Origin of the sequence: Euhalothece natronophila Z-M001 (assembly GCF_007904085.1) — a bacterium.
Taxonomy (GTDB): Bacteria; Cyanobacteriota; Cyanobacteriia; order Cyanobacteriales; family Rubidibacteraceae; genus Halothece; species Halothece natronophila.
Genome location: NZ_CP042326.1, coordinates 2,128,494 through 2,153,786, shown reverse-complemented (window position 1 = coordinate 2,153,786; position 25,293 = coordinate 2,128,494). Strand labels below are relative to the sequence as shown.

The following is a 25,293-nucleotide window of genomic DNA, read 5'->3' as shown; positions in this document are numbered from 1 at the left end:
GTAGAACCCCTTTGTATAATTTCCCGTCTAAGACTATAATCCTCACTGTAGGCTCTATTTTGTCTTTTAAAAACTGGTGATTGCCATTTACCCTGGTAGTTTTGATCCCATAACCTTTGGTCATCTTGATATTATTGAGCGCGGAACGCAATTGTTTGATCGCGTTATTGTGGCTGTTTTATCTAACCCGAATAAGCAACCTTTGTTTTCCGTGGAAGAACGGATTCAGCAAATTCAAAACTGTACTCAGGATTTATCTGGCGTAGAGGTCGATCATTTCGACGGGTTGGCGGTAGAATATGCCAAGCAACGTGATGCAAAAGTGCTACTAAGAGGGTTAAGGGTGCTATCAGACTTTGAAAAAGAGTTACAAATGGCACATACGAATCAAACCCTCTGGCAGAATATGGAAACTGTTTTTTTGGCAACCTCCAATGAGTACAGTTTTTTAAGCAGTAGCGTGGTTAAAGAAATTGCTCGGTTCGGTGGCTCAGTTGAGCATTTAATTCCTAAAAGTGTCGCCCTAGAAGTATATAAATGTTACACAAAAACTCCCCAAGTGAATCCCAATCCAACTCATCCGATCAACAACCTTCCTCCGAAGAACTCATCATCCAAGAAAAACTTCAACAACTGGAGGAGTTCCTTGTAAGTAGCCATAATTTCCCTTTAACTCCCTATAAATTTGTCAATGAAAATCAGTTTTTTCAACAAATGGATAGTCTGTGGGAAAGTCTCCCTGATGCGTTTGAACAAGCCTATTATATTTTGGAGGAAAAGCAGAAAATTCTCCAGCAAGCCCAGACTGAACGGGAACAAATTCTTAAACAAGCCCAACAAGAGGCGAGACAAATTAAAAACCAGAGTGGAATTATTCAAGAAGCTCAACAAGAGGCTTATCAAATTCAGGCGGAAACGGAACAACACTGTCAACAGTTACACGAGAAGACATTGCAAGAAATTGAAAAGCTCCGCCAACAAGCTTATAGCGAGTGTGAGGAGTTGCGACGGGATGCTGATCAGTATGCGGATTGGGTTTTAAATAGTTTAGAAGAACGTTTGGGAGAAATGTTGCATGTGACTCAAAATGGTCGTAAAGCTCTCAAAGAATCCCAAGAGCCAGAACGCCCTAAGCGCAAAGCTCCTAAGCGAAAAGCAAGTTAGTTACTAGGGCAGAATGAGGAGAATATTAATAAAGAACTGAATTAAGCAAAAGTCTCCTGTAAAAACTCTCGCATATAATGATTAACCAGTTCTGGTTGTTCTTGTTGCACCCAATGACTACAGTTGGGAATATAGCGAACTCTCAAATCCTTCACATAGTTCTTCGTCCCATAAGTTAGTTCTTTACCTAAGGCAGCGTCTTGTTCTCCCCAAATCATTAAGGTTGGAATCTCTAACACGCCCCAATTTCTATTACTGACTTCCAATAAATCTCGAAAGGCACAACGATAGTAATTGATCATTGCTGTTAATGCGCCACGTTTAGCAGCAGCCTCTTTAAAGGCTTCAATATCTTTTTGGGTAAAAGCAGTTTGATCAATAGCCATTTCTCTAAAGGCAGCCGCGATCGCGCTATAGTCATTCCCAGATAAAAACCATTCTGGTAAAAAAGGCAATTGGAAAAAGAAAATGTACCAACTTTTTAATAATTGTTGAGGCGTTTTTAAGCCTTTACTAAATTCGGCAGGGTGAGGAAGATTCATAATAATTAATTTCTCTAGCATTTCGGGATAAGCATAAGCAAAGTGCCACGCGATCGCGCCTCCCCAATCATGACCGACTAAAATACCTTTTTGATTGCCAAACCCTTCAATAATTCCTTTGACATCTTCCACTAATTCTGTCATGGCATAAGCAGAGATCTCTTGTGGTTTTTCGCTATCGTTATACCCTCTTAAATCGGGGGCAACTACTTGGTAACTTTGGGCAAATTCGGGAATTTGATATCGCCAAGAATACCAAAATTCAGGGAATCCGTGAAGCATAACCATTAATGGCCCTTCCCCCTGACTCACATAATGGAGTTGAATATTATTAGTTGGGATGAATCCCTGTTTCCAATTTTTTTGGATTCTTGCTAGCATTTTTTTAATATAATTCTTGATAGCAGTTAGCTGTAAAATTCAACCTCGAAAATTTCGGCAAAATGGGTAATAATATCTTGGCGGACTTGTTGGCAAGTAATCTCAGGTAAAAATTGTTGGAGACTGCCAACAGCGCGATCGCTGATCCCACAAGGGACAATTTTTGAAAAACCGCTTAAATCTGGGCACACATTCAAAGAAAAGCCGTGCATAGTAATCCAGCGTTTAGCTTTAATCCCGATCGCGCCTACTTTTACTCCTTCTACCCAAACTCCTGTTAATCCAGCTTCTCTCTTTGCTGTTAACCCATATCCCTCTATTGTGCGGATTAAAACGCTTTCCAATTGTCGTAAGTACCAGTGCAGATCACAGTAATAATAGTGTAAGTTTAAAATCGGGTAGCCTACAATTTGCCCAGGGCAGTGATAAGTGACTTCTCCTCCCCTTTCTGTGCGATATAATGGTACGGAACTATTATTAGGGTCAAACTTGAGGTAATTTTCCGTTGCCCCCGTTCCCAGGGTATAAACTGGGGGATGCTCTAATAAAATTAATACATCGTCTAACTCGGGATTTTCAATACGTTGGTCAATCAGCGATCGCTGTTGTTCCCATGCTTCCTCATAAGCAATGACTCCCTGATTGATTAAGTAGCAACGTCGCATTGGTCATTAGTCATTGGTCATTAGTCATTGGTCATTGGTTGACAAAGGACGAGGGACAAAGGACAAACCTTTCCCTTCATTTTTCTCAATAATAACAAGAAATGTTAATAACAGTTAAAAGCCAAGAAAGCAACCTCGTAAACCAGCTTACAAAGTGCTAGGCTAGAGCCAAGGATGAAAGAGAGGAGGAAAAGTCTTTTATCATCAACAGATTGTTTCTGCAAGTAAAATATACTAAAGAAAATCTTAAGGAAAATTGCGTTGATGCCACCTAGTTTTTTTCGCTAAATAATTAAATAATGAGGAAAGGAAGCTGTTGCAAGAGAACTCATTAGAGGCGATAGGAAGAGAACTACCTCCAGAAAAGGCTGGAGTAATTACTCTAACTTCTTGCATCAGTGGAATCAATTACGCTAGGAATTTTCTCGCTAAAAAGAAAACTAGCTTAGTCAAACCTGTTAGAAGATGGAGTAACAAAGATGAAGCTTTTGATTCAAGGCAACAATATAGAAGTCACCGAAGCCATCCACAATTATGTGGAAGAAAAACTGGAAAATGCCGTCAAACACTTTCAACAACTCACTTCAAAAGTTGATGTGCATTTATCCGTTGCCCATAATTCTCGGGTCAGCGATCGCGCTAAAGCAGAAGTAACGGTTTATGCCAGCGGTAAAGTGATCCGAGCGCAGGAACACAGTGGTGATTTATATGCCAGCATTGATTTAGTCGCTGATAAAATTGCCCGTCAGCTTCGCAAATATAAAGAGAAACATCTGGATAAGAAAACTCAGGAAAGTCCCAAAACCGCAGAAATGGTAACACCTGAACCGGTTGAGGAAGATTTACTGCGCGATCGTGCTCCTGAGCTCCCAGAAGATGTTGTGCGCGTCAAGTATTTTGCGATGCCCCCAATGGGAGTTGAAGAAGCCAAAGATCAGTTACAGTTAGTAGATCACGACTTCTATGTTTTCCGCAATGAAAATACTGGGGAAATTAATGTAATCTATGAGCGCAATCATGGGGGGTATGGGGTTATTCAACCGCGCAATAGCAATGGTCATACCCATGGAACACTCCATGAAAAAGCTCAAGGTAGCAATGGAAAAAATGCTTCATTAAGCGAAGAAGAGGAATTAAGAGAATCCCCTCCAGCAGCAGAGGTATAAAGGATAATCGGGAGAGGATAAGTAAGTGAAACTTCTCCCGATATTATGGATCAATTTTGGTTCAGATTGGTCGGGGAGAGGGAGACAAGGAGATGGGGAGATGGGGAGAGAAGGGAGACAAGGGAGACAAGGAGATGGGGAGATAGGGAGATGGGGAGATGGGGGGACAAAGGACAAATGACGAATGACAAAGGACGAAAAACAAATCAGTGTAGCAGAAATTAATCAATTTAATTTTATTTATTTGATAATGTAGAAAGGTTGTAGTTATGATATTCCGATAATGCTAGATTTAAGTCAGAAAAAAGCCTTAGTTACAGGAATCGCCAATAACCGTTCGATTGCTTGGGGAATTGCCCAACAACTTCATACAGCCGGCGCAGAAATGGGAGTTACTTATCTCCCTGATGATAAAGGGAAATTTGAGAAAAAAGTCAGAGACTTAGTTTCCCCCATTAATCCTAGTTTGTTTCTCCCCTGTAATGTTCAAGATGATGCACAAATTGATGAGACATTTCAAGCAGTGGCTGATCAATGGGGAAAATTAGATATTCTGGTTCATTGTCTTGCTTTTGCTGGGAAAGAAGAGTTATCTGGAGAATTTAGTAAAACCTCGCGAGAAGGCTTTAAGCAAGCCCTAGACATTAGCACTTATTCCCTGACTCGTCTTGCTAAGGCGGCAAAACCTTTGATGACAGATGGTGGCAGTATTGTCACCCTTACTTATCTTGGCGGAGACAGAGTGGTTCCCAACTATAATGTTATGGGGATTGCCAAGTCGGGACTAGAAATGAGTGTCCGCTATCTGGCAGCAGAAATGGGAGAAAATAACATTCGCGTTAATGCCATCTCCGCTGGCCCCATTCGCACTTTAGCTTCTTCGGCAGTGGGTGGAATTTTAGATATGATTCATCATGTGGAAGAAACCGCCCCACTGAAGCGAACGGTTACCCAAACGGAAGTGGGAAATGCGGCTGCCTTCTTGTGTAGTGATCTTGCTAGTGGCATTACTGGACATACGTTATATGTCGATTCTGGCTACAACATTATGGGAATGTAATCTTATTCGTTGTTTGTCATTCGTCCTTTGTCCTTTGTTATTTATAAACTAATGACTAATGACTAATGACCAATGACTAATGACTAATGACCAATGACTAATGACTAATAACTAAAATGCAACTTTCAGAACATCCACTTTCTTTACAACAACGTACAGCATCAGTGTCTCGGAAAACTGGGGAAACTGATGTTTCGGTTACTTTAAATCTTGATGGAGAAGGTCACTGTGACGCACAAACGGGGATTCCTTTTCTGGATCATATGCTTCATCAGTTAGCCTCTCATGGCTTATTTGATTTAGAAGTCAAAGCCACAGGGGATATTGAAATTGATGACCATCATACCAATGAAGATGTAGGCATTACTGTAGGACAGGCGTTTGCCCAAGCATTGCGCGATCGCGCGGGGATTCATCGGTTTGGCAATTTTCTCGCACCCTTAGACGAAGCCCTAATTCAAGTAGCGTTAGATTTCTCTGGGCGACCTCACCTGAGTTATGGGTTAGAGATTCCGACGCAGCGAGTGGGAACTTATGACACTCAACTGGTGCGAGAATTTTTTGTTGCTTTGGTTAATCATAGTCAAATGACTTTGCATATTCGCCAACTAGAGGGGATTAATTCTCATCATATTATTGAAGCTACATTTAAAGCCTTTGCGCGATCGTTGCGAACTGCCGTAGAAATTGATCCTCGCCGTAGTGGACAAATTCCCAGTTCTAAAGGAATGTTGTAAGGCTACTTTAAAAAACAATCTAGTTCACGCTATGATATTTTAAATTAGCCCCTTTCCCCCTCATCTTATCTCCTTATCTCACCCACTCCCCGACTAAACATTGATCCATTTGATACAATGAGCGATTCCCCTCCTGATCTGTCTCAGTCAGAAGACTCTCCCCAAACTCGTCTTCCCCCTTGGGGATCAGTAACCGTTTTGGAAAAAGGAGAACGGTATTGCATTAACCGCATTGAAGTTAAGCCCGGTCATCATATTAGTACCCAAATGCACTACCATCGCACAGAACACTGGGTAGTGGTTTCGGGAACTGCGAAAGTCATTAAAGATGGGGAAGAAATCACCCTCATGGCGAAACAATCTACCTATGTTCCGATGAATACGCCGCATCGGGTAGAAAATCCCGGGGTGATTCCTCTCGTGATGATTGAAGTGCAAAATGGAGAATATTTAGGGGAAGATGACATTGTCCGTTTTGGTGACGCAGAGAGTTAAATAGTTATGGGGCGTGGCGATCAAATTTACACCCTACAGCACTTTATTAACTTAGAAGGGCTTTATGAACATCATGGCGTTGACTGTGGAGATGGAACGGTCATTCATTTGCGAAAAAAGAATGAAATTATTACTCGGAGTCCCTTTCAAGAGTTTACAGGTGGAAAGAAGGTTTACGTAAAAAATTATCCCCTATCTTTTGTTCCTGATGTAGTGGTTCGTCGTGCCTACAGTCGGCTTGGAGAAGATGCCCAATATAATCTTCTGTTTAATAATTGTGAGCATTTTGCTACTTGGTGCAAATTAGGTTATGCCTATAGCCAACAAGTACGAGACTTTATTCCTATGATGTCTCGTTTACAGGTAGAAGGTTTATCAGAACCTGTAAAAGAAGCCCTAAAACAGGCAAAGCAACATGATCAGCAACAAATGGTTAATGAAGCCCTTGGGGAAATTCAACGGGTGTGGGATCAGATTCAGCCTCGCTATAAAAAAGCCCTGAGTGAAGCCAAGACTTGGCAAAAGGTAGCATGGAAAGCCTTACAAGAAGGAAAAGAAGACGTGGCTAAAGCAGCCCTGCGACGGAAGCTAAACTATAAAAAAACAGCCGAAAAAGACGAGAAACAACTGGATAAGTTAGCCCAAATGACAGAAACCCTTTTAAAGTCCCGATCTTTTCCTCAATAATTAGCTGGCAAGACGGTGAAAACGCCGTGTGTTATTATTTTTGAAGAGGCTTTAATAAATAAAGTTTAATTGTAATTAGAAAACACCTAACAAGCGACTCGCAGACTGCATGGCATTTTGGAAAAGTTTATTTAATAATAGCGCAAACGCGATCGCGCCTTCATCCAAAACTCAATCTGAGGAAGAAACCTTGCTAAAAACGGGTGAGACCAAACAGGAAAGTAAAATTCTCTTTAGCACTACGCGCTCTATTGATTTATATGAATTAGAGGAACTCTGTGATGCTGTGGGGTGGTCTCGTCGCCCTCTGAGAAAAGTTCGCAAAGCAATGCAGCACAGTTTTCTCGTTGTCTCAATGTGGGAAGAAAGAGGCGCAAATCGGCGTTTAATTGGCTTTGCTAGAGCAACCTCTGATCATGCCTTTAATGCGACAATTTGGGATGTAGTTGTGCATCCGAAAGCCCAAGGAAAGGGTTTAGGAAAAGCATTGATGAATTATATGATTAAACGCTTACGTCAAGAAGATATTAGTAACATTACTTTATTTGCCGATGCTGGTGTTGTTGAATTTTACAATCGGTTAGGGTTTGTTCCTGATCCAGAAGGGATTAAAGCAATGTTTTGGTATCCAGAGTAATACCATTTCTAAAAACCTACACTACAGTAAGAGCTTTTTGTAGGTAATCCCAATTGGTTAGAGAGATGATAGTTTTCGGTGTAATTTTCGTTAAAATAGTTCTTACTTCTTCCTTAAGCTCTTCCAGTTCTTCATATAAGTTCCAACTTAGTTCGTCTTTAATATATTGCCAAAACCTTTCAATTGGGTTTAGCTCTGGACTAGCTGGCGGTTGAAATAGTAATAAAATGTTTTCGGGAATTTTTAAGTTTTTACTTTGATGAAATTTCCCTTGATCCAATTGAATAATATTCAAACAATTCGGAGAGTGTTTAGACACTTGCTCTAAAAAGACTTGAAAACAATCACTATCTAAGTGAGAAAATTCTAGAAAGAAATTATCTCCACTACTTGGCTCAATTATTCCATACAAATAATAAGCGACAAATTCCCATTGCACCTTTCCTATTGGCTTAACTCCCTGAGCTGTAATTCTTTTTCTTTCAATTGTCTTTAATCCTAATCGCGTTTCGTCTTGACACCAATACCTAATTTTTCGACTTTCTTTCCTTTCCATTTCTTCCAGCCATTTCGCTGCATTTAGCAAATTAGGAAGTTTTTTTTTGAAGCCTTCTGCTTCTTTTTCATTCTTCTTGGCTGAGCTTCGTCTAGGAACTTTCAGTTTCGCTTTTAGTTTATATTTCACCAAATGGTATAGCGTTTTATAGTTGAGGAAAATCTGGTAATTATCTTCTAACCATTTTTGGATTTCTCCGTAGCTTCTAAATCCTTGTTCTTCTTGTGATAGTCTTTCTTGTAGCTCTGCGATATGGCTCTGCCATTTGCCGAAGGCAATCGCGCTTCCTTCTATTTTTGGTGGTCGCCCTCCTTGATCCTCTGGTTCGGTTAATAATCCGTTTACTCCTTCTTGGCGATAGCTCTTTAACCATCTTTGAATAGTTACCCGATGCACTCCTAAATAAGTCGCTAGATGAGTCACTGTTTTTACTTCACCGGTTTTTAGCAAATATAAACCTTGCATTTTCCGAAATTTTGAAAGCTCTTTCTGCTGGGTTTGAAGTTTTTTCAGTTGTGAGGGAGTTTCTTGAATGACGCATTGATAGTTAACTCTCATGGCACTTAACTCCAAGTCATTTTACTTCCGAGGCATTGTAGCATAAGTTATCAGAGATGGTATTAGGATTAACTTCAACCACAAGACAGCCAAACTTCTCAGCTACCGACTGTATTTTTAGTTTAAGTTCTCCCCACGCACAATCTCGGATTAAGCGATTTAATGCTCTTTTAGCAGACTGACCGTTTTTAAGATATTTCCCATTCTCATCTTGCTTTGGTTTACATTTTTTAATCATCCCCTTAATGTTCAAACCCACATTCCGCACCCTCAACTGTCACCTTGTCCGTTTGGCGACCGTATCAAGGGGAATTGATTGATTTTAGCATCAAACTTAGGGGGAGAATCAGGCTGAATTCTTCTTATTCTCATTAACCAAGAATAATTGAGAATTCCTAAGCCTGAAATTACAGTAGCTCTTAACTGACTTCAGCTTTGATTTTCACTCCTTCGGGGAAACTTCCCTTACACTAATCAATAATATTGTTGGCAAGGTTTGGAAAACAATTGTCGTAAATTGAATCTCTCTTCGGTGAGATTAGAAACTTCGTTTTCTCCTCTAAATTTCAACAAGTGAACCGCTTGAAATTGTTGAAAAATCCAACGTAAAGTAGGAGAATTGGTTTCTTTCCCTAATTGATTTTTAACCATTTCCCCTCGTCTAACTAAAGCCGAGCGCAGTTCTCTTTGTCCCAAATTATAAATGAGCAGACACAAGCCCAGAATTAAGACCATCGCCTGAATTCGTTCAGGAGATTTAATGAAAATGCTGTCTGCTATAGCAATCCTAATTCATTTGTAAAATATATTAAGTAGAATAAGCAACCATTTCTTCCTCTTTAGAAAAAATACCATACTTATGTAGTTTCGGAAAATCAAAGACTTCCTTCTGAAGAAATAACTCAAATAACCACTTGACCAAACCAAATGAATTTAGCTTATACCAAAACTGCCTCAGAAAGTTTTTGGCTTTTAACCAGATATCTTCAACTGGATTTTGCTCGGGAGCATTTGGGGCTAAAATTTCACAGTGAATTGGTCTTTCTGACATCTCTAAACCGTCATTAATTTCACTTAAATAGTCTTTCATTTCTTTATATTTGTGGTAACTTGCTCCATCCCAAATGATTAACAGTCTTTTCTCGGGATTGAGGGCTCTTAATGACTGTAAAAATAAAACGGTATTCTTGGCATTTCCCTGATCATATTCTTGGATAACAAACTCTTTGGTTTGATAATTTAATGCTCCATAGTAGGTGGCACGAGCTCGCTCATTCGTCATGGGAACTTCTAACCTTTCTTATGTCGTTCCCCACCCATATCCACAAATATCTCCCCACAGGAGATGACATTCATCAATTATATAGATAATCAGCCTTTCCCTCTCTATCTCCTCGCGATGGGTTTCTAACAAATTGCAGATTTCTTTGTGTCTATTTTCCACCAAAGCCTCATTTCGTTTGGGATTTTTTTTTGAGTTTTCTTCCAACTCATTCTGGCTTCTTTAAACAAGTCATAGTAACTTTGCTTTGACTTAAACTCCACCCCGTAACCATCTTCTAGATGAGCCTTTAACTCACTAAAATGTACTTGAGTCTTTTGTTCTAACCAGCGGATTACTTCAGCGCGATTGAGCTCCGCTCACCGAATCGAAGATTCGATCGCGCTTTGATAGATACCCCCTCGAACCTCGATGTTTAAGTTTCAATCCCTCCAAGCCTTCCCACGCATATCGAACTTTCCATTTACTAATAAAAGGAGCAGAAACTCCTAAGATTTCTTGGATTTTTTTCCTTTTTACCCCTTGAGTCAGCATCTGTACTGCCAAAGCTCTTTTTAGTTCTCTCGGTTCGGGATTGCTGTTAATAAATTGGTCTAGCTTTTCTAAACTATTGCTTGAAAACTCATCACTCATTTTTCTCAATCTCTCCATTTGGCTGTTTCAATAGAAAGCTCTTGAGAGAGCGTCACGGTAATCTCCCTCAAAGAAAACAATCTGCTAGATGCCCTATTAGCAATTTTATATAATTATGTAAATGTTTACAAATCATTTAGGATTGCTATATCAGTTGCTGAGAAAATTATACTAGGCGCGATCGCGCTCCTCCCTAAACCCGTTTTCCGTATAATTTGAACGTGACAACTTAAATTGACTTTTTTATGTCTCAGAGAAAAAAAATTGCCTCTATTCTTTATGGGACTATTGCTATTGCTAGTTTAATTCTTGGTGGCATTTATCTATTTAGTAATGAGTTTATGCCCTATCATCAGGAGGCTTTGGGAACGCCTTGGGAAGATGTTGATGGAAGAGTACAGACATTAATTTTAGCGCTGATGACAGTTGCTGGTGGGGGATGGATAGCGCTGGGAATTTTTACTTTAACCTTAATTTTGATACCATTTCGCCGTCAAGATCAAATTTGGGCAAGTTATTTAATTCCAGTATCTCTTCTAAGTTTTTATCTACCTACTTTAATGGCGACTTTAAGTGTCTTAGAAAATACTCCTGCAACTCCTCCTTGGTTAGCTACTTTAATAACTTGTCTTGTTACAGTTGTAGCATTGATCCTAGACTCGCCATGGCGTATAAATGAATCATGATCCCCCTAGCTTCCTATTATTTCGCCTGTAATTATCTCGCAAATGAATCCATTTCTGAGTAGAGGAAATAATGGAATTGGCGAGTATCAAAACAGTCAATAGAAGCATAAAGGACATCTACTTCAAATTAGGAGAGTAATAAGTTGCTTTTGAGGCTAATCATTAAATTTGAATTTTTCACGAACTTAGTAAGTAACTTAATTAAGCTAATACTGAAGTCTGGGGTTTGGCAAAAATCATTCGCCCTGCGGATGTTTGTAAGGCAGAGGTAACAATGACGGCTAATTCTCCTCCCACATATTCTTGTCCTTCTTCTACCACAACCATTGTCCCATCTTCTAGATAGCCAACTCCTTGTTCAGGCTCTTTTCCCTGTTTTATAATTTTTAACTCTAGGGTATCCCCCGGTAAATAAATGGGACGGACGGCTCTGGCAAGATCATTGACATTTAGCACTAAAACTTTCTGCAAATCAGCCACTTTATTGAGGTTATAGTCATTGGTGAGGAGTACCCCATTAATTTCTTGAGTAAAACGGACTAATTTTGCATCGACTGTATAAACATCATCATAATCATAATTATTGATAACAATTTGCTCAGGATACTCTTCCTGCATCCGTTTAAGAATATCTAACCCTCTACGCCCACGGACTCGCTTTTGATCATTAGCAGTATCAGCTAGGTATTGTAATTCTTGTAAGACAAATTGGGGGATAATAATTTGTCCTTCAATAAAGCCAGTGCTGAGAAGTTCCTCAATTCGCCCATCAATGATTGCGCTGGTATCTAAAACTTTTGTTGTTGCTGGTTTAAGTGTTCCTTCGGCAACTAAAATAGATTCAATGCTATTGGGGTTAATTAAGCGCAAAAAGGTACGTCCATGAGTATCAGCAAGGGTAACTCCTAAGAACCCAAAAATAAGGCTTCCTAAAATGGCGGTGAGAGGTTTGATAAAATCTAACTGTTCGGGAATGGGAAAGAGAAAGATCGGAGCAAGCATTAAATTTGCAATTAAAAGCCCGATCGCGAGTCCCACAGAACGCGTTAAAATGACCTCAATCGCAGTTTGCCTAATTTTTTCTTCTAGTCGCCGATAGAGGTTTTGAGCTGTTAACCCTACTACTAGACCAATGAGCGCTCCAAAACTGCCAATAATCCAGCGTAGAGCTTCTATATTAGTAACGGTTGCTAGGGCTGAGTCTGGCAATAAGTCAACACTACCGAATCCTAGCCCTGCTACGGCAAAAACGAATAAAATAACAATAATGACATCAATCATGGGTTTTGTCCGATGGCAGAATCACGATCAATTGAGATGATCTCGATTAAGTTTCTATCTAAGTAGCGCAACAGGACTCCTATTATAGCCGTCAGGCTTAACGGGTAGATGAATTGCGCCAAAAAACTCCGTCAGGAGATCGTTACACGAATTGTTAAATCGTGTAGAAACAGTTAAACTGGAATTAGTTAAAGTTCCAAATCCAATGCTTACCCTTTCTTACGAGTATAAGTTAGAACCAAATCAACTTCAAATTAGTATAATCGAGCAGACCCTCGGTGTTTGCCGAACGGTTTGGAATTATGCTCTTAGAGAAAGAAAGGATTGGATCAACTCTCGAAAATCTCCTGTTAACGCTTGTTCCATTGAACAGGAATATATTATCCCTGCTGATGAACCTTATCCGAGTTATTCAAGGCAAGCAAAAGCCTTAACGGATGCTAAAAAAGAGAGCGAACGGTTGAAGTCAGTTAATGCTCAAGTCCTTCAACAAGTTTTGAGAACTTTGGACAGGGCTTTCTCTGATATGAAATCTAGAGGGTTCGGTTTTCCTAGATTTAAGAACAAGTATCGTTTAAGGTCTTATCTGATTCCTCAGCTCAAGGGAGAGGTATTAAAAGGAAATCAGATTAAATTACCTCAATTAGGTTGGGTTAGATTCAGAAAATCTAGAGACATCCCAGACGGCTTTCAGTTTAAACAGGCAAGAGTGATCCGAAAAGCCTCTGGTTATTTCGTCATGTTATCCCTTCAACTAAATGTGGATGTTCCTCAACCCTTTCCTCATGGACACCCAAGAGGGTTAGACTTGGGCTTTGACAAATTTGTTGCGACTTCTGATGGTTTAGAAGTGAAACGACCTCGGTTCTTGAAGTCCCTTCAACGCAAGTTAAAATTACTGCAACGAAGGCTTAAGAACAAAAAGAAAGGGTCGAATAACCGCCAGAAACTAAACAGAAAGATAGCAAGAGTTCACCAACGTATCTCTGATGCTCGTAAAGATTGGCACTTCAAACTTGCTAATCAATTGTGCGATGAAGCAGGGATGATCTTTGTCGAAGATATTAACTTTCGTTCGTGGCAAAGAGGGATGCTGTCTAAGCAGGCTGCGGATGCTGGCTTTGGTCAGTTTGTAAACATCTTGGAGTGGGTGTGTTGGAAACGTGATGTTTACTTTGCCAAAGTTGACAAAGATGGCACTTCCCAAGAATGTAGCCAGTGTGGAGCGCATACAGGGAAGAAAACATTAGATGTTAGAGTTCATCATTGTCCTGAATGCGGTTACATTGGTTCAAGAGACGTGGTGAGTGCCGAAGTGATTAGAAATCGAGGGTTGTCTGACCTCGGACAGGGGTTGGACATAAAACAAATTGCCTGTGGAGGCGATCTGACGGGGATGGAGGCAACTTCGTCTAGTCAAGAGCCTGAGACAGGAAACCTAGTCGCAAGGCTAGGAATCTCCCGTCATAGTGCGTAGCGTTTGACGGGAGAGGATGTCAATATATCTTTCTAACTCTTTTGCATCGTTCGGTTTTCATGATTGCTAATACAAAGGCTGCTTATATCCATGTTCCTTTTTGTCGTCGTCGTTGCTATTACTGCGATTTTCCCATTACGGTAATCGGCGATCGCGCTTCGGAAAAGTTTGATCGCACTCAGTTGATGAAAGCCTATGTTAAAGCCTTGTGTCAAGAAATTTGTCTCACAGCAACTCTCTATCCCACCTCTAATTTAGAGACAGTGTTCTTTGGGGGTGGAACGCCCTCTCTCCTCCCTACGACAGAATTAGAAAGAATTTTAATGACTCTAGAGGAAACATTTGGCATTAGCAAAGACGCTGAAATTTCCCTAGAAATCGATCCGGGAACGTTTGATTTTCCTCAACTTCAAGCCTATCAAAATTTAGGAATTAATCGCTACAGTTTAGGGGTACAAGCCTTTCAAGATGAGTTATTAGCTAGTATGGGGCGTACCCATCGTCTGGAAGATATCAAGCGCGCGATCGCGCAGTTTGAACAACTCGGCATTACTAATTTTAGTCTAGATTTAATTTCTGGCTTACCCCAGCAAACTGTTTCCCAATGGGAGGAAACGCTAGAAAAAGCAATTGAGGTTTCCCCAGCCCATCTCTCTTGTTATGATCTCATCATCGAACCCGAAACCGCATTTGAGCGACAGTTAGAAAAAGGAAAACTCCCCTTACCACCTGATGAAACTGCTGCTGAAATGTATCGGATTACCCAACAACGGCTGACTGATGCGGGTTATGATCACTACGAAATTAGTAACTATGCGCTAGCTGGCTATCAATGTTGTCACAATCGCATTTACTGGCAAAATTTACCCTTTTATGGCTTTGGAATGGGGGCAACCAGTTATTTAGGGGGAAAGCGTTATGCGCGATCGCGCACTCGTCGGGAATACTATGCTTGGCTAGAAACGTTAACCAAGACTCCTAATGATCTGACTTCCACTCCCTCCATTGAGCCCATTGATCAGTTATTAGAAACTCTCATGCTAGGGTTAAGATTAAAAGAAGGCGTTAACCTTAGCGCGATCGCGGAACAATTTGGCTCGCAAGCTGTGAAGCAGATTCTGGTTAGTCTCCAACCCTATATAGACAAACAATGGGTGCAACTAACTAAACCTAATGGGAAGGAGTGGGGACAATTAAAACTGAGTGATCCAGAAGGATTCCTCTTTTCTAACAGTATTATTGCCCAACTATTTCAGGATTTCAGTGATTGACGCTTCTAGAGACTGCTATTCGTCTAAGCCAACATTAATATTATTGAGAGGGCGACGTTTTAGTTCTTTAGATTCCGAACGCGGTAGCAAATCAAACACTTCTCGAAAAGCACTATCTACTTTTTCAAAGGGAACTTGTCCAACTTCGTCAAATGCAACCTTTCCCTCTTGATCAATAATAACGGTTTGCGGAACTAGCCCCCGATAATAATAGCCAGCTTCTTGAGGAGAAAAGTCTTGTCTGTCTGCTAGCATATCCACATTAATAGGAATAAAACTGGCAGCACGACCATAATAGCGTTGTAGTTCTGAAACCACCACAGAAAAGGCTTTACAGTCTTTGCTATCCTCTAAGTAAAATACAAGCAGACTAGGTTTCCCTCCTTTAAGGGATTCAGCGAGACTGACTTGCGGAGGAACTAAAGAGCCATTACCAGCGTAGAGGGCAAAAATATTGCCATCATAATGATCATCCTCTAACGCCGCGATCGCGCTCGGACTAAAAATTAATCCCACTGCCATAATTAGCGCAATAAGTAGAGAGAGAACTGGACGTTTAGCGACTTGGTGCTGATTTAAGCGCATCAATCAAAAATGAATATTAAATAACCAATTCTCTATTATCAATCATCTGCGCTGAAGTGACAAGTGGAAAAAAGTTGATGAAACTTAACGGCAAAAGTAGCACATTTGAACTACTATAAGTATAATTCTAAGTTCCACCTAAATTTAACTAGAAGCTGGCTATCATTTCTCTATCGCTTAGGTGATCCCATTAATTTATAGAATCACTCACCAGATAGAGCCTGCCGACATCTAGTTTAGCCTAAACTTAGTTAGTAATTAGTTTAATAAACTCTCTTTAATGGTTATCCACCTTATGTCTTGCAGGTGGGATGACTCAAAAAGCAATCTTCGTAGGTGATTCAATATAAAACCGATAACCTTAAAATAAAACGAAGAAAAGTCAGGCAATAAAGCGCATCTACTACAATATCACATTTTAGTAGCAATAATTCTCCTGCAGGACATTAGAGAAGAGTTCAGAGTTCCTTGTAGCTTGACTTATCCCCTATTCAATTTAAAAATTAACGTACTCCTAAATAATAGTCAGGAGGTTTAAGAAAATGATGCCCAATACTTATGCAAAATTTATACGCTTTTTAAGAGAAGAACTGGCGATTTCCAATGATTCCATCGCGATCGCGCAACGGTATTCTCAACGTCATACCGACCCACTCCCCATGTTACTTTGGCAGTATGGCTTAGTAACATTAGAGCAGTTAGATCGGATTTACGAATGGCTAGAAACAGCGTAATGATTATTGAGCACAAATTATTCGGGGTAAGATGGCTCTTCAATAGTTCCAATACGATCGAAGGGCCAAAACCTAATTGTAGCGCGACCAATAATATTGTCTGCTGGAACAAAGCCCCAAGCATGGGAATCTAAACTATTATTACGATTATCCCCTAACACAATATATTGGTCATCAGGAATCGTCACAGGGCCAAATTGATACTCTGGTTGATCAGCAATATAATCCTCAGCGAGCGGTTCACCATCAATATAAACAACTCCCCCACTCACCTCAATCGTTTCCCCGGGTAAGCCAATAATGCGCTTAATAAACGCATCATTGTAACCTTGGCGTTGTAATTCCTCAGTTGCCTCAAAAACCACAATTTCACCACGCTCAGGAGAGCCAAATCGATAGCCTACTTTTTCCACTAATAGCCGATCATTGACTTCTAATGTTGGCAACATGGAAGTAGAGGGAATATAACGGGCTTCTGCCACAAAAGTCCGAACTCCAAAAGCCAAAACAGCACTGATAGCGAGGGTTTTTAGTGTTTCGACCCATGGATTTTCATTATGATTTTCAGGCATTGGGTAATAACCTAGTTCCGAATACAATTAATTGTGTCATCTCATCTTTTATTCTAGAACTTTAAATCCTTTTATGTCAGATACCATGAAACTCATTATTCGCAATGCTGAAGTTTTACACCCTGATGGTCACATCGAAAAAGGGGATGTGGGAATTGCTGAGGGAAAAATTAAAGCCATCACTTCTCAAATCCCAGATCAAGGGGAAGAAGAAATTGATGGGACTGGATTAACTTTATTACCGGGAGTCATTGATCCGCAAGTGCATTTTCGTGAACCCGGGTTAGAACATAAAGAAGACTTATTTACCGCTACTTGCGCTTGTGCCAGAGGGGGCGTTACTTCTTTCTTGGAAATGCCTAACACTCGTCCGCCCACCATTGATCAAGCGGCAATGGATGATAAGCTAAAACGAGCTTCTGAGAAATGTTTAGTTAACTATGGCTTTTTTGTCGGCGCAACTGGAGATAATTTAGAGGCGTTAGAATCGGTTAATCCCGCTTGTGGCATTAAAATTTTTATGGGATCAGCCCATGGAGCTTTATTAGTCTCAGAGGAAGAAACCTTAGAACCCATTTTTGCTAACGGAAAACGTTTAATTGCAGTTCACGCCGAAGATCAAGCTCGCATTGTTCAGCGAAAGAAACAATTTCAGGGGGCAACGGATCCTGCTACTCATTCTCAAATTCAAGATAATCAAGCTGCGTTAAATGCCACAAAATTAGCCCTAAAACTCTCTAAACGCTATCAACGGCGATTACATATTCTTCATCTTTCCACAGGGGATGAAGCGGAATTATTACGGGAAGATAAGCCTAGTTGGGTAACGACTGAAGTGACTCCCCAACATTTACTTTTAAATAGTGAAGCCTATGAAAACATTGGTACATTGGCGCAAATGAATCCTCCACTTCGATCGCGCTGGGATAATGAAACCCTCTGGAAAGCCCTCTTAGATGGAGTCATTGATTTTATTGCTACCGATCATGCCCCCCATACCCTAGAAGAAAAAGGAAAAGGCTACCCTCATGCCCCTTCAGGGATGCCAGGAGTAGAAACGTCTTTAGCACTTATGTTAACCCAAGCCAAAGCAGGACGGTGTAGCGTGTCTCAAGTGAGTTATTGGATGTCAACTGCGCCAGCAAAGGCTTATAATATCCCCAATAAAGGCGCGATCGCGCTTAACTATGATGCGGATTTAGTTTTAGTCGATCTCAATACTTATTCCCCAGTGCGACGAGAAGATATTTTAAGTAAATGTGGCTGGAGTCCCTTTGAAGGGTGGAGTTTGACGGGATGGGCGCAAACTACAATTGTCGGCGGACAAGTCGTCTATCATCAAGGAAAAGTTAATTCAGAAATTCGAGGAAAAGCCTTGCAATTTAATGCCGGTTAATCCGTGTTGCCTTTTGGTTTCAAACGCTTAAAAAACATCATTGTTAGCGAACCAATTTGAGAAATTTCTAATAACTCCCAACCTTCTTTTCCTAGACGGTTGAGAGCTTCCTGTAGTTGACGAGCAGGGTGATTAGCATTACTTTTATCACTATAAATATCAGGAAACTCCTGTTTTAGAAATTGCGGGCTAAATGTTCCCTTAGTGGCTGAACTGGCTGCTTCAGCACTGGGGGCTTCATTGTTTTTAATATTCAGATGAATGACCTTATATTCCCAAATTGGGTTAGAACTGTCTTCCTTTTCCATGAATTGGACTCCTTATTTGTGATCTTCTTATTACCCTGACAGATGAATCCGCTGTTTCGCTACCGCTTGCCCATACCCTCCATTGTTGCAAAATTGATAGAATCTTAATCAAAATTAAATATTATTTTATTAATCAAATTGTGACCAGAGGGGAAAATCCCTAACTTTAGACAGAATAATCAGCACTGACTATCTTCCTAGATGTGTCACAATTGTTAACGGTATTTCTACTCTCTCTCACTGAAGACAGTGGAAGAGGCTTGAGTTCTTAAGCATCAATGAGAGTATAACCGCCAGATCACGCTTGTTTAAATTTTATGGAACAGCTATATCAGTATGCTTGGCTAATACCAGTCCTTCCCTTGGCGGGTGCAATGCTCGTCGGCTTAGGGCTGATTTCATTTAATCAAACTGTTAGTCGTCTCCGTCAACCGACAGCAATTTTTATTGTTTTCCTTGCTGGAGCGACAATGGTTTTATCTTATGCCCTGCTATGGAGTCAACTCAATGGTCATGAAGCCTTTCTTCAGACTTTTGAATGGGCAGCAGCAGGAGACTTTAAATTAACGATGGGTTATACCATTGACCATTTAACGACCCTGATGTTGGCAGTAGTCACCACCGTTGCCTTTTTGGTGATGATCTACACCGATGGTTATATGGAACATGACCCCGGTTATGTCCGCTTTTATGCCTATCTCAGTTTATTTGCTTCTTCCATGTTGGGCTTAGTGATGAGTCCCAATTTGGTGCAAGTGTATATTTTTTGGGAGTTAGTGGGAATGGCTTCTTACCTTCTCATTGGCTTCTGGTATGACCGAAAAGCCGCAGCAGATGCTTGTCAAAAAGCCTTTGTGGTTAACCGTGTGGGTGACTTTGGCTTCTTATTGGGAATGTTAGGGCTTTATTGGGCAACTGGCACGTTTGAATTTTCAGAGATGGGTGTACAACTGGAAACCCTTGTCCAGTCTGGAATTATTGGCGCAAGTCTTGCCAGTTTATTTGGATTTTTAGTCTTCTTGGGCCCTGTAGCAAAGTCCGCCCAATTCCCCCTCCATGTCTGGCTACCTGATGCGATGGAAGGCCCTACTCCCATTTCAGCACTCATTCACGCTGCTACAATGGTTGCTGCTGGGGTTTTTCTCATTGCCCGAATGTATCCTGTCTTTGAAAATTTACCCTCAGTCATGACTGTTATTGCTTGGACAGGTGCATTTACTGCCTTTTTAGGGGCAACTATTGCGCTCACTCAAAATGACATTAAGAAAGGGTTAGCCTATTCAACGATTTCCCAATTAGGGTATATGGTTATGGCGATGGGAGTCGGTGGCTATACCGCAGGGCTTTTCCATCTGACCACTCATGCTTTCTTTAAGGCGATGTTATTCCTGTGTTCAGGTTCAGTGATTCATGGCATGGAAGAAGTAGTGGGTCATAACCCTGCACTTGCCCAAGATATGCGCCTGATGGGAGGCTTACGCAAATATATGCCCATTACCTCATTAACCTTTTTGGTCGGAACGATAGCCATTTGTGGGATTCCTCCCTTTGCTGGGTTTTGGTCAAAAGATGAAATTTTAAGTGAGGCGTTTCATACTAACCCTGCTTTATGGTTTGTGGGTTGGTTAACAGCAGGGTTAACTGCTTTCTATATGTTCCGAATGTATTTTATGACCTTTGAAGGAGAATTTCGGGGCAATGATGAGTCGATTCTTGCTTCCTTTAAACCCGCTTTTGGGCCAGGGGCAATGGATACTCAAGAATTAGAATCTGAACAGGACGCACACGACCATCATCATAGTGAAACCCCTCATGAATCGCCTTTGAGCATGACAGTGCCTTTAATTATTTTAGCCATTCCCTCTATTGCCATTGGTTATCTTGGGAAACCTTGGGAAAACTTCTTTGAGCAGTTTATTTATGCCCCTGGAGAAACCTTAGAGGAAGTGTTGGAAGCTAGCGCTGAGTTTGAATGGTCAGAATTTTTGATTATGGCAGGGAACTCAGTGGGAATTGCTTTAATTGGGATTACTGTAGCGTCTTTGATGTATGCAAGTCGTAAAATTGATCCAAGCGCGATCGCGCAGAAATTCCCCTTCCTTTACCGCTTCTCCCTTAACAAATGGTACTTTGACGAACTCTATGATCGCCTCTTTGTCAAAGGAAGTCGTCGCATTGCCCGACAAGTGCTAGAAGTGGACTATCGCGTCGTGGATGGAGTTGTCAACCTAACTGGTTTAGCTGCCATCATCAGTGGCGAAGGCTTGAAATACTTTGAAAATGGTCGCGCCCAATTTTATGCCTTGATTGTCTTTGGGGCTGTTTTAGGGTTTGTGATTGTTTTCAGCATTGCTTAAGGCAATTAAAATACCTAACGGGGGACGTTATATTCCCCCGCTCATAACAATTGTCTGACACTTAATGAGAGTAACGTTATATCACCCTTGATCCAACTATGACAAATTTTCCCTGGTTAACAACCGTTATTCTTTTTCCCTTAATTGCATCATTTTTTATTCCTTTAATCCCAGATAAAGATGGGAAGCAAGTGCGCTGGTATGCCCTTGTAATCGGATTAATTAACTTTGCCCTCATTGTAGCGGGCTTTTATTTGGACTATGACTTTTCTAACCCTGACTTACAACTGGTAGAAAGTTATAGTTGGATTCCGCAACTTGATCTCAATTGGTCAGTGGGTGCCGATGGCATTTCCATGCCCTTAATTATTCTGACAGGGTTTATTACCACCCTTGCCACTTTAGCTGCTTGGCCAGTGAGTCTCAAACCGAAACTCTTTTACTTCCTCTTGCTTGCCATGTACGGCGGACAAATTGCTGTCTTTGCTGTGCAGGATATGTTGTTATTCTTCTTAGTGTGGGAGTTAGAGTTAATTCCAGTTTATCTTCTGCTATCAATTTGGGGTGGTAAAAAACGTCTCTATGCTGCCACTAAGTTCATCCTCTATACCGCAGGCGGATCATTATTTATCTTAGTTGCGGCTTTAGCCATGGCTTTCTATGGCGATACTGTCACCTTTGATATGCGGGGTTTGGCGGCAAAGGATATTGCGGTTAATGTCCAACTCTGGCTTTATGCTGCTTTCTTAATTGCCTATGCAGTTAAATTACCAATTTTTCCCCTACACACTTGGCTTCCTGATGCCCATGGCGAAGCAACTGCCCCAGTACATATGCTATTAGCTGGGATTCTCTTAAAAATGGGTGGCTATGCCTTAATTCGTATGAATGCAGGAATGCTTCCAGATGCCCATGCTTATTTTGCCCCAGCACTGGTGATTTTAGGGGTGGTGAATATTATTTATGCTGCCTTAACCTCCTTTGCCCAACGGAACCTCAAACGGAAAATTGCCTATTCTTCGATTTCTCACATGGGGTTTGTGCTAATTGGAATTGCCTCTTTTACCAATTTGGGCTTAAGTGGGGCTGTATTACAGATGGTGTCTCATGGCTTAATTGGGGCGAGTCTCTTCTTCTTAGTTGGGGCAACCTATGACCGTACCCACACCCTAATGTTAGATGAAATGGGCGGTGTCGGACAGCGTATGCAAAAGATTTTTGCCATGTTTACCACTTGTTCGCTTGCGTCTCTAGCATTACCTGGAATGAGTGGTTTTGTTGCTGAGGTAATGGTCTTTATTGGCTTTTCTACCAGTGATGCTTATAACACAACTTTTAAGGTAATTGTGGTGTTTTTAGCGGCTGTTGGGGTGATTTTAACTCCCATTTATCTCCTTTCCATGTTAAGAGAAATTTTCTACGGAAAGGAAAATCAAGAGTTAGTTTCTCATGAAGTTTTAGTGGATGCTGAACCCAGAGAAGTCTTTATTATTGCTTGCTTATTAGTGCCAATTATTGGCATTGGCTTGTATCCCAAAATGTTAACGCAAGTCTATGATTCTACAACGGTTGCTTATACCAATCGCTTACGGGATGCAGTTCCTAGCTTAGTCAAGCCTTCAGAAGTAGCACAAGTTGATTCTTCTCTTGTTTCTTTAACGGCTTCTCTTTTGAAGTAAAACACAAAATAAAATAACTTATTTCACTTAAATTGTAGTTATTTTTATCACCTTGCTAGCCACAAAATTGGCAGAAGCAAGGTGATTTTTATAACGGCATTTTTTAATCCCACATTCCGCACCCCAACTGTCACATTGTCCCTTCAGATCAACTGAAATGAGAAAAGTGGGACTTTTTGCCGAGAATTGTCACAGCTACAAAGTGACTAATTCCGAAAACTCTGAAGAAAGAGTAAGGAATCAGCTTGAGGGGTCGATTTAAGGAAAAAAGAAAGGTAAACTGAGGAATCAATCCTTTCTTAATTAAAATGAGTGATGGCGACTATCTCCAACAACTTCTCATCAATTGAAGTCACCAATTTAGACCATTTAGGAATAGTAGCTGGATTAATTGATGAAATCGGGCTGGTAGAACAAATTAATGAATTAGTAGTGGAACAACCCCGGGAAAAAGTCAGTCCTGGTCATGCAGTGAAAGCAATGATTCTCAATGGATTAGGACTGTTTTCATCTCCGTTATACCTATTTCCCAAGTTCTTTGAAGGAAAACCCACCTCACATTTAATTGGAGAAGGGATTGAAGCCAAACACTTAAATGATGACCGGTTAGGACGAGTCTTAGACAAATTATATTTAACCGGATTAGAAGACATATTTCTTAGCATCGCCTTAAAAGCCATCAAACAATTCTCAATTGATGTCGAGAGTGTTCATCTCGATTCCAGCTCTTTCAGTGTGGAAGGAGAATACGAAAATCCTTTAATCGAAGAAGTCAATTTGGAAGTGGATTCAGAACCAGGAGAAAAACGAAATCCACCTCAACGAATTGAAATTACCTATGGTTATTCTCGGGATAAACGTCCCGACTTAAAGCAATTCATGGTCGATTTAATTAGTAGTAGCGATGGAGATATTCCCGTTTTCTTAAGAGCCGGAAGTGGCAATGAATCTGACCAAAAAGTATTTCCTGAACTTTTTAAGCAATTTCGTTCTCAAGTAGATTTCGATTCATTGATGGTAGCAGATAGGGCACTATACACCGCAGAAAATTTGAAACAAATGGAAGAGTTGAAATGGCTGACCCGAGTTCCCTTCCGTCTTAAACCGGCTCAAGCTCTTGCTAGACAAATTAAATCCTCTCAAATGAGTTCCAGTTCTCTTGATGGATACAGTTACTCGATTCACCAGACAACTTATGGGGGAATTGAACAACGATGGTTAGTGGTAGAAAGTGAAGAAAGAAAAGAATCCGACCAAAAACGTCTTGAGAAAAAAATAAAGAAAGATAGACTCGAAGCCGAAAAAGAATTACGAGAGTTATCTCGACAAACTTATGCTTGTGTTCCTGATGCCATCAAAGCTGCCAAAAAACTAGAAAAGAAATTTAAGTACCATCAAATCAGCCAGATTGAAACTCGTGAAGAAAAAGACAAAAATCCTGACCAAGCTAAGGTTAGAGTTCGAGCCGGTTTAGAAGAAAATTTAGCCCTGATTCAGGAAGAAAAACAACTAGCTGGACGGTTTCTTCTCGCCACTAATATTGTAGATGAAGGGGAACTCTCTCCTAATCAAATGCTCATTGAATATAAAGAGCAACAGTCAACGGAAAGGGGATTTAGGTTCTTAAAAGACCCCATGTTTTTAGCAGACAGCATTTTCATTAAATCTCCGGAACGAATTCAGGCGATGGTCTTAATTCTGGGCTTGTGTCTGCTCATTTATAATTTGGGGCAAAGAGAACTGCGTTCGGCTTTAGTGAGACGAGGAGAAATGGTTAAAAATCAATTAGGGAAAGAAACGAATTCTCCTACTTTACGTTGGATTTTTCAACAATTTCAAGCGGTTCACTTGTTAAAAGTTAGAGGAGAAAACGAAGTTTCTAATCTCACCGAAGAGAGATTAAATTTACTAGAATTGTTTCCCAAACCTTGCCAACAATATTATTGATTAGTGTAAGGGAAGTTTCCCCGAAGGAGTGAAAATCAAAGCTGAAGTCAGTTAAGAGCTGCTGTAATTTCAGGCTTATAAATTCTCAATTACTCTTGGTTAATGAGAATAAGAAGAATTCACCCTGATTCTCCCCCTAAGTTTGATGCTAGAATCAATCAATTCCCCTTGATACGGTCGCCAAACGGACAATGTGACAGTTGAGGGTGCGGAATGTGGGTTAAAAGACTCTGCCTTGCCCTACCATGGTAGGAATGCCCAGACCCCGCTTTTCAGTGCGTCTGGGTTTAGGAATCCAAACTCTTCTTAACGGACTACCCTTCTCGTTAAGAGTTAGGTTTTCAGCAAGAGTTAGGCGTTGTTTGGAAGAGAGGCTTTTATAGCCGTCAATTCCTGCCGTATGTTTCCCTTTCACAGGAAACGAATCGCACTACAAG

At 40.7% G+C, this 25,293-nt stretch carries 26 protein-coding genes and 3 pseudogenes; 16 read left to right on the top strand and 13 right to left on the bottom strand.

What is annotated here, in order from left to right; genetic code table 11:
- Positions 1 to 76 precede the first annotated feature (76 nt).
- Together coaD and FRE64_RS10505 are read left to right on the top strand one after the other, a co-directional pair.
- The gene (gene coaD / locus FRE64_RS10510) at positions 77 to 652 is read left to right on the top strand and encodes a pantetheine-phosphate adenylyltransferase (protein ID WP_146296028.1); all 576 of its coding nucleotides are present in this window, start codon (positions 77 to 79) and stop codon (positions 650 to 652) included.
- 62 nt (positions 653 to 714) lie between these two features.
- Complete coding sequence (locus tag FRE64_RS10505) at positions 715 to 1,164, top strand: ATP synthase subunit B family protein (RefSeq protein WP_146296027.1); 450 nt, start codon at positions 715 to 717, stop codon at positions 1,162 to 1,164.
- Positions 1,165 to 1,205: 41 nt separating this feature from the next.
- Here the strand turns inward: FRE64_RS10505 and FRE64_RS10500 are convergent, their stop codons facing one another.
- Both FRE64_RS10500 and lipB read right to left on the bottom strand, forming a co-directional pair.
- The gene (locus tag FRE64_RS10500) at positions 1,206 to 2,087 is read right to left on the bottom strand and encodes an alpha/beta fold hydrolase (protein WP_146296026.1); all 882 of its coding nucleotides are present in this window, start codon (positions 2,085 to 2,087) and stop codon (positions 1,206 to 1,208) included.
- Positions 2,088 to 2,113: 26 nt separating this feature from the next.
- On the bottom strand, positions 2,114 to 2,752 hold the full coding sequence (lipB, locus tag FRE64_RS10495; RefSeq protein ID WP_146296025.1) for a lipoyl(octanoyl) transferase LipB: 639 nt from the start codon (positions 2,750 to 2,752) through the stop codon (positions 2,114 to 2,116).
- Positions 2,753 to 3,231: 479 nt separating this feature from the next.
- Here lipB and hpf point away from each other — a divergent pair, with 479 nt between their 5' ends.
- The 6 genes from hpf to FRE64_RS10465 all read left to right on the top strand — a co-directional run bounded on the left by hpf (position 3,232) and on the right by FRE64_RS10465 (position 7,534).
- Positions 3,232 to 3,918, top strand: a complete 687-nt coding sequence (gene hpf / locus FRE64_RS10490) for a ribosome hibernation-promoting factor, HPF/YfiA family (protein WP_146296024.1) — start codon at positions 3,232 to 3,234, stop codon at positions 3,916 to 3,918.
- A gap of 283 nt (positions 3,919 to 4,201) precedes the next feature.
- A complete protein-coding gene (gene fabI, locus FRE64_RS10485) occupies positions 4,202 to 4,978 on the top strand; it encodes an enoyl-ACP reductase FabI (RefSeq protein WP_146296023.1) in 777 nt (258 codons plus the stop codon).
- 116 nt (positions 4,979 to 5,094) lie between these two features.
- Positions 5,095 to 5,715, top strand: a complete 621-nt coding sequence (hisB, locus tag FRE64_RS10480; RefSeq protein WP_146296022.1) for an imidazoleglycerol-phosphate dehydratase HisB — start codon at positions 5,095 to 5,097, stop codon at positions 5,713 to 5,715.
- 117 nt (positions 5,716 to 5,832) lie between these two features.
- Entirely contained in the window at positions 5,833 to 6,210 is a 378-nt protein-coding gene (locus FRE64_RS10475) for a phosphomannose isomerase type II C-terminal cupin domain (protein ID WP_146296021.1), read from the top strand.
- Positions 6,211 to 6,216: 6 nt separating this feature from the next.
- Positions 6,217 to 6,897, top strand: a complete 681-nt coding sequence (locus tag FRE64_RS10470) for a lecithin retinol acyltransferase family protein (RefSeq protein ID WP_146296020.1) — start codon at positions 6,217 to 6,219, stop codon at positions 6,895 to 6,897.
- A 109-nt stretch (positions 6,898 to 7,006) separates the two neighbouring features.
- Positions 7,007 to 7,534 (top strand): GNAT family N-acetyltransferase, encoded by a 528-nt coding sequence (locus FRE64_RS10465; RefSeq protein WP_146296019.1) that lies wholly within the window; start codon positions 7,007 to 7,009, stop codon positions 7,532 to 7,534.
- A 16-nt stretch (positions 7,535 to 7,550) separates the two neighbouring features.
- Here FRE64_RS10465 and FRE64_RS10460 read toward each other — a convergent pair whose 3' ends face one another.
- From FRE64_RS10460 to FRE64_RS17720, 6 genes and pseudogenes are all read right to left on the bottom strand, one after another.
- Positions 7,551 to 8,648, bottom strand: coding sequence for an IS630 family transposase (locus FRE64_RS10460; protein ID WP_146296018.1), 1,098 nt, complete (start codon positions 8,646 to 8,648; stop codon positions 7,551 to 7,553).
- A gap of 52 nt (positions 8,649 to 8,700) precedes the next feature.
- A pseudogene (locus FRE64_RS10455) lies at positions 8,701 to 8,901 on the bottom strand (RNA-guided endonuclease InsQ/TnpB family protein); the annotation flags it as partial.
- A 221-nt stretch (positions 8,902 to 9,122) separates the two neighbouring features.
- Positions 9,123 to 9,428: pseudogene (locus FRE64_RS18445) on the bottom strand (IS1634 family transposase); the annotation flags it as partial.
- Between the two features lie 28 nt (positions 9,429 to 9,456).
- On the bottom strand, positions 9,457 to 9,930 hold the full coding sequence (locus tag FRE64_RS17730; protein WP_222597811.1) for a transposase: 474 nt from the start codon (positions 9,928 to 9,930) through the stop codon (positions 9,457 to 9,459).
- A 125-nt stretch (positions 9,931 to 10,055) separates the two neighbouring features.
- Complete coding sequence (locus FRE64_RS18280; protein WP_222597810.1) at positions 10,056 to 10,193, bottom strand: hypothetical protein; 138 nt, start codon at positions 10,191 to 10,193, stop codon at positions 10,056 to 10,058.
- A gap of 76 nt (positions 10,194 to 10,269) precedes the next feature.
- Positions 10,270 to 10,563 carry a helix-turn-helix domain-containing protein gene (locus tag FRE64_RS17720; protein ID WP_222597809.1) on the bottom strand — a complete coding sequence of 98 codons (294 nt, stop codon included), beginning with the start codon at positions 10,561 to 10,563 and terminating at the stop codon, positions 10,270 to 10,272.
- A 245-nt stretch (positions 10,564 to 10,808) separates the two neighbouring features.
- Between FRE64_RS17720 and FRE64_RS10440 the strand changes: the two genes are divergently transcribed.
- Positions 10,809 to 11,249: a hypothetical protein gene (locus FRE64_RS10440; protein WP_146296017.1), complete on the top strand. Its 441-nt coding sequence runs from the start codon at positions 10,809 to 10,811 to the stop codon at positions 11,247 to 11,249.
- A 201-nt stretch (positions 11,250 to 11,450) separates the two neighbouring features.
- On the opposite strand, the gene FRE64_RS10435 is transcribed toward FRE64_RS10440, so the two are convergent.
- Complete coding sequence (locus FRE64_RS10435) at positions 11,451 to 12,530, bottom strand: PIN/TRAM domain-containing protein (protein WP_146296016.1); 1,080 nt, start codon at positions 12,528 to 12,530, stop codon at positions 11,451 to 11,453.
- 205 nt (positions 12,531 to 12,735) lie between these two features.
- Between FRE64_RS10435 and FRE64_RS10430 the strand changes: the two genes are divergently transcribed.
- On the top strand, positions 12,736 to 14,007 hold the full coding sequence (locus FRE64_RS10430; protein WP_146296015.1) for an RNA-guided endonuclease InsQ/TnpB family protein: 1,272 nt from the start codon (positions 12,736 to 12,738) through the stop codon (positions 14,005 to 14,007).
- Between the two features lie 59 nt (positions 14,008 to 14,066).
- Complete coding sequence (gene hemW / locus FRE64_RS10425; RefSeq protein WP_146296014.1) at positions 14,067 to 15,278, top strand: radical SAM family heme chaperone HemW; 1,212 nt, start codon at positions 14,067 to 14,069, stop codon at positions 15,276 to 15,278.
- Positions 15,279 to 15,293: 15 nt separating this feature from the next.
- On the opposite strand, the gene FRE64_RS10420 is transcribed toward hemW, so the two are convergent.
- Positions 15,294 to 15,863: a thylakoid membrane photosystem I accumulation factor gene (locus FRE64_RS10420; RefSeq protein ID WP_186708772.1), complete on the bottom strand. Its 570-nt coding sequence runs from the start codon at positions 15,861 to 15,863 to the stop codon at positions 15,294 to 15,296.
- A 542-nt stretch (positions 15,864 to 16,405) separates the two neighbouring features.
- Between FRE64_RS10420 and FRE64_RS10415 the strand changes: the two genes are divergently transcribed.
- Positions 16,406 to 16,597 carry a DUF2949 domain-containing protein gene (locus FRE64_RS10415; RefSeq protein WP_146296013.1) on the top strand — a complete coding sequence of 64 codons (192 nt, stop codon included), beginning with the start codon at positions 16,406 to 16,408 and terminating at the stop codon, positions 16,595 to 16,597.
- A 17-nt stretch (positions 16,598 to 16,614) separates the two neighbouring features.
- Here FRE64_RS10415 and lepB read toward each other — a convergent pair whose 3' ends face one another.
- The gene (gene lepB / locus FRE64_RS10410) at positions 16,615 to 17,169 is read right to left on the bottom strand and encodes a signal peptidase I (protein WP_146296012.1); all 555 of its coding nucleotides are present in this window, start codon (positions 17,167 to 17,169) and stop codon (positions 16,615 to 16,617) included.
- A 73-nt stretch (positions 17,170 to 17,242) separates the two neighbouring features.
- On the opposite strand from lepB, the gene FRE64_RS10405 reads away from it, so the two are divergent.
- A complete protein-coding gene (locus FRE64_RS10405; RefSeq protein WP_146296011.1) occupies positions 17,243 to 18,565 on the top strand; it encodes a dihydroorotase in 1,323 nt (440 codons plus the stop codon).
- On the opposite strand, the gene FRE64_RS10400 is transcribed toward FRE64_RS10405, so the two are convergent.
- Complete coding sequence (locus FRE64_RS10400) at positions 18,562 to 18,873, bottom strand: hypothetical protein (protein WP_146296010.1); 312 nt, start codon at positions 18,871 to 18,873, stop codon at positions 18,562 to 18,564. The genes FRE64_RS10405 and FRE64_RS10400 overlap by 4 nt on opposite strands.
- A gap of 317 nt (positions 18,874 to 19,190) precedes the next feature.
- On the opposite strand from FRE64_RS10400, the gene FRE64_RS10395 reads away from it, so the two are divergent.
- The 3 genes from FRE64_RS10395 to FRE64_RS10385 all read left to right on the top strand — a co-directional run bounded on the left by FRE64_RS10395 (position 19,191) and on the right by FRE64_RS10385 (position 24,856).
- The gene (locus FRE64_RS10395; protein ID WP_146296009.1) at positions 19,191 to 21,230 is read left to right on the top strand and encodes an NAD(P)H-quinone oxidoreductase subunit 5; all 2,040 of its coding nucleotides are present in this window, start codon (positions 19,191 to 19,193) and stop codon (positions 21,228 to 21,230) included.
- 98 nt (positions 21,231 to 21,328) lie between these two features.
- Positions 21,329 to 22,909 carry a photosynthetic/respiratory NAD(P)H-quinone oxidoreductase subunit D1 gene (gene ndhD1 / locus FRE64_RS10390; protein WP_146296008.1) on the top strand — a complete coding sequence of 527 codons (1,581 nt, stop codon included), beginning with the start codon at positions 21,329 to 21,331 and terminating at the stop codon, positions 22,907 to 22,909.
- Positions 22,910 to 23,224: 315 nt separating this feature from the next.
- Complete coding sequence (locus FRE64_RS10385; RefSeq protein WP_146296007.1) at positions 23,225 to 24,856, top strand: IS1634 family transposase; 1,632 nt, start codon at positions 23,225 to 23,227, stop codon at positions 24,854 to 24,856.
- A 244-nt stretch (positions 24,857 to 25,100) separates the two neighbouring features.
- On the opposite strand, the pseudogene FRE64_RS18275 reads toward FRE64_RS10385, so the two are convergent.
- Positions 25,101 to 25,268 (bottom strand): annotated as a pseudogene (locus FRE64_RS18275) (group II intron reverse transcriptase/maturase); the annotation flags it as partial.
- Positions 25,269 to 25,293: the final 25 nt, after the last annotated feature.